This window comes from Bacteroidota bacterium (assembly GCA_036522515.1).
Classification (GTDB): Bacteria; Bacteroidota; Ignavibacteria; order UBA10030; family SZUA-254; genus VBOC01.
The window spans coordinates 1-3,579 of the sequence record DATDFQ010000010.1 but is presented as its reverse complement, the minus strand read 5'-3'; the positions used below and the strand labels follow the sequence as shown (position 1 = coordinate 3,579).

The 3,579-nt window shown below is 61.4% G+C and carries 2 protein-coding genes; both read right to left on the bottom strand.

The window, feature by feature from the left end; genetic code table 11:
* On the bottom strand, window positions 1-3,174 hold a 3,174-nt coding region (locus VI215_01220; GenBank protein HEY6190926.1), incomplete at its 3' end, for a hypothetical protein.
* A gap of 2 nt (window positions 3,175-3,176) precedes the next feature.
* Window positions 3,177-3,579, bottom strand: a 403-nt coding sequence (locus tag VI215_01215; protein ID HEY6190925.1) for a T9SS type A sorting domain-containing protein, incomplete at its 5' end; no start/stop codon positions are given.

Genomic DNA, 3,579 nt, shown 5'->3' with positions numbered 1-3,579 from the left:
GCCCTCGGGAGGGACGGGAGGGAGCGCAAAGGAAGCCGATCGATCCGCCCCGGGAGCGAGATAGAGAGTCTGGCTCCTGCCGCCTGCGTCGCCGATGAGGAGGGAAGTGAAGGAACCGAACTCACCGGCAAGCTGAGTGGAGGAGGGAGAAGAGGTGGAACCCGAATGGAGGACGATTTTTCCGTCCGAGCCCGCCCTGACCCAGTAGCCCTGCCCCGGTTGAAGGCTCGTTGCGATCAGGTAGGAGCCGCTGTATCCGTAGTAGGGGGATCTCACGTTTCCGCCCGGGATCTGAATGACGCTGCTCACCGCGACCGCTTCTGAAAGCGACCCGACCAGGTTCCAACCGGCTTTTAGCGGTATCGTATCCGTCGAGATGGAGTCGCCCGCATAGGGGGTAAGCTGCGCACCGCTGAACTTCATCCAGAACCCCTCTCCCGGCGAGAGTGAGTCCCGCACGCTGTATCCCGAGGAAGCAGCATAGGTGAAGGCCGGTGAAGTCGCGGTGGGGAAGATGACCGATTTCGGCGGGTCCGGCGGAAGAAGCCGCAGGGAGATCAGGTTCCAGCCGTCGACCACATCCGCGTTCGCGTCAATCGTAAAGGAATTTGGGCTCGAATCCGTGGGGGTCCCGGTGCCGCTCTCGCTGATCCGCACGCGGGCATGGGTGGTCGTGACCGAAGGGACGGTCCATGCATACTGGCCCGACGCTCCCGGGACATTGTCCGCGACCAGGTTCCACGTTCCTCCGTCGTTCGGCGAATATTCGATCTTCACAGCCGATACCAGCTGCTCAGACCACTTGATCAGTGAGGGTTGGCCCCCAAGCAAGACTTCTCCACCGACAGGCGCCTGAAGGGCGAGCAACGCCACGCGCACAAGCTTGCGCTCGTACACGCCGTTTCCGAACGTCGCCGCGCGCAGAGCGTTATTGGAGCGGGAGACGGTCATATCGAGCACCATCGCCGGAACCATGCCGCTGCTGAAGTCTTCCCAGAGCGTTCCCCCGTTCGAAGAATGGTAGACCCCGAGATCGGTCCCCGCATAGATGTTCTGAGGCTGGACCGGATCGACGACGACGCTCTGGTGCGGAATGTCGGGGAGGTTGGAGGTGATGTCCGTCCAGCTCTGGCCGACGTTCGTCGACTTGAAGAGATGCCCGGTTCCGTATCCGGAAAACGTGATGTAGACGGTGGAGCTGACGCCGGGATCGAATTCAATGTCTGTCGGATAACGATTCGGGAGCGAACCCGTCACGTTCGTCCACGTCTGTCCTCCGTTCGTCGAACCGAAGACCTGGAACAGAGGCGAATCCGCGACGCCCCCGGATCCCGTCGCCGCCAGGAGGGTGTCGGAGCTGGTGTAGGAAACACCGATACATGCGACCTTCGTGCCGTTCAGGTTTGCGCCCCCGTTCGGGGCGAACCACGAGCTTCCCCCGTTGGTGGTCTTATACACATCCAGATTTCCGGCGTAGAGTATGGCGGGATTTGAGTGTGAAATCACAAACGGAGCGATGAAATTCGAGACGGTCGATCCGCCCGGCAGACCGGTGGTGATCGAATTAAAGCCCCCCCCGCCGACAGATTTCTTCAGGGACAGGTAAACATACTCGTCATAAAGGATGCCCGCGTTCGTCGGATCGATCGCGCTCCAGCCCCCGTCGCCACCGTCCACTTTGTTCCAGGTCGTGGTGCCTTCATACCGGACCGCCCCGTTATCCTGGAGTCCGCCGAGGGCGATCTGTGAATCCGCCAGGGCGTTCGCAAATCCGTTGTAAAACTGTGTGGTCACATATCCGCCGTTGCAGCCGAGATAGGTATTTCCGCCGTCGGTGCTCTTGAACACTCCGCCGTCGCACGCGAAGTAGATCGTATCCGGATGCGCGGGGTCGAACACGATCGCGTGGTGGTCGGCGTGGGCGTACGAGGAGGGTCCTTCAGGGCCGCCGGGAGGAACCGCCCCCATGTCTCCCTGGAACCAGAATGATTTCTCCGTAAGGGACGCTCCGCCGCTTGTGGAACGCCAGATGTCGAGGCCCGAGGAGAAGACCGTGAGCCGGTCGTTCGGATTGACCGCGACGGCGATGTCATACCAGCCCTGTCCGCCGGTATAGTTCGCGTTGGACGCCTGCGACCAGGTAACGCCGTCGTCGTCCGACCGGTAGAGTCCGAACGACGCCCCGCTCGAGGCGTTCGCGATGCCGAGGTAAACCGTTGAGGGGTGGCTGGCACAGATCGATATCACGGCCCTGCCGAAATTGGTCGAGGGGAGCCCGGCGCTGTCCCGGAGCCACGTTCCCCCGGCGTTCGTGCTCTTGAAGAGGCCGTTCACCGGCGTCGAGTTCAGGTTGCCGTGCGTCGCATAGAGAATTGTCGTGTCGGCGGGATTGATCGCGACATCCATGGCCATCAACGCCGTGTCGGAGGCAAGCCAGTTCGCGCCCGCATCCGTGGATTTGTAGACTCCCTCGCTCGTGGCGGCATAGAGAGTCTTCGTATTGAGCGGGTTGATCGCGATTTTCTGGACCGCCGTGATCTGGGAGAATGCCCAGGTCAGCGAAGTCTGGGCCCAGGTCAAGCCTCCGTTCGTCGACTTGAGGATTCCCATCCCGTACGACGAGCGTGCCCCGGGTGTTCCGTTCTGAGGCCGGTGGTAGAGGCTGATTTCCCCCGTCCCGATGTAGATGAGATTTGCGTTGGAAGGGTCGATGGAAATTGCGCTGACCGAAAGTGTCGGATAGCCGGTAGAGACATAACTCCACGCGCTCGCTCCCTCGCCGCCGGTCGCTGATTTCCAGAGCCCGCCGCTGGCGGAACCCGCCCAGACGATATTCGGATTCGAAGGATCGAGGGCGATTGAGAGCGTGCGGCCCCCCACGTTATTCGGCCCGAGCGACACCCATGAGGGTGTTGCGGCCGTGGAGTAGGGTCCCCTGGCCTCCCGCTTCATCTTTGTCCTGGCGTAGGCGGCCGCCTTTTCGAAGGCGCCCTGCGGGATCAGTTCGTAGGGAAACGCCCGCTGGTTGTACCACCACTGAAACATCTCCCAGGCGTTATCCTCCCGGTCCTCCGGAGTCTTGTGCATGGGGACCGGACGATGGGTAGAGGAAAGGAGGAAGGTGAGGGTGAACGCCAGTCCGGCCGTGAAAAGGATGGTAACGCTTCTCTTCATCTTTACCTGAGGAGGAGCATTTTTCTCACCCCTTCAAAACCTTCCCCGGCCCTGTCCCCCTCGGCCGGTTCGGCAATCAGCCTGTAGAGATAGACCCCGCTGGAGAGCATGCTTGCGTCGAATTCGGCCTGCTGTCTTCCCGTTCCCATGCTCTGCCTGCTCAGGAGTGTCGCCACCTCGCGCCCCCCGACATCGTACACCTTCAGCGTGACGACGGAGGGATGCGCGAGCACGAACGGAAAAACCGTTTTCGGGTTGAAGGGATTCGGATAATTCTGCCCGAGAGAATATTGAACGGGCTTCGTCTCCTGTTCAGCTATTCTCACGCTGACGCTCGATTGCGGCCCCGGGATTGTGGCGCTTCCGCTTCCCCGCATCCCGATCACACGGCCGTCAACGAGGAGA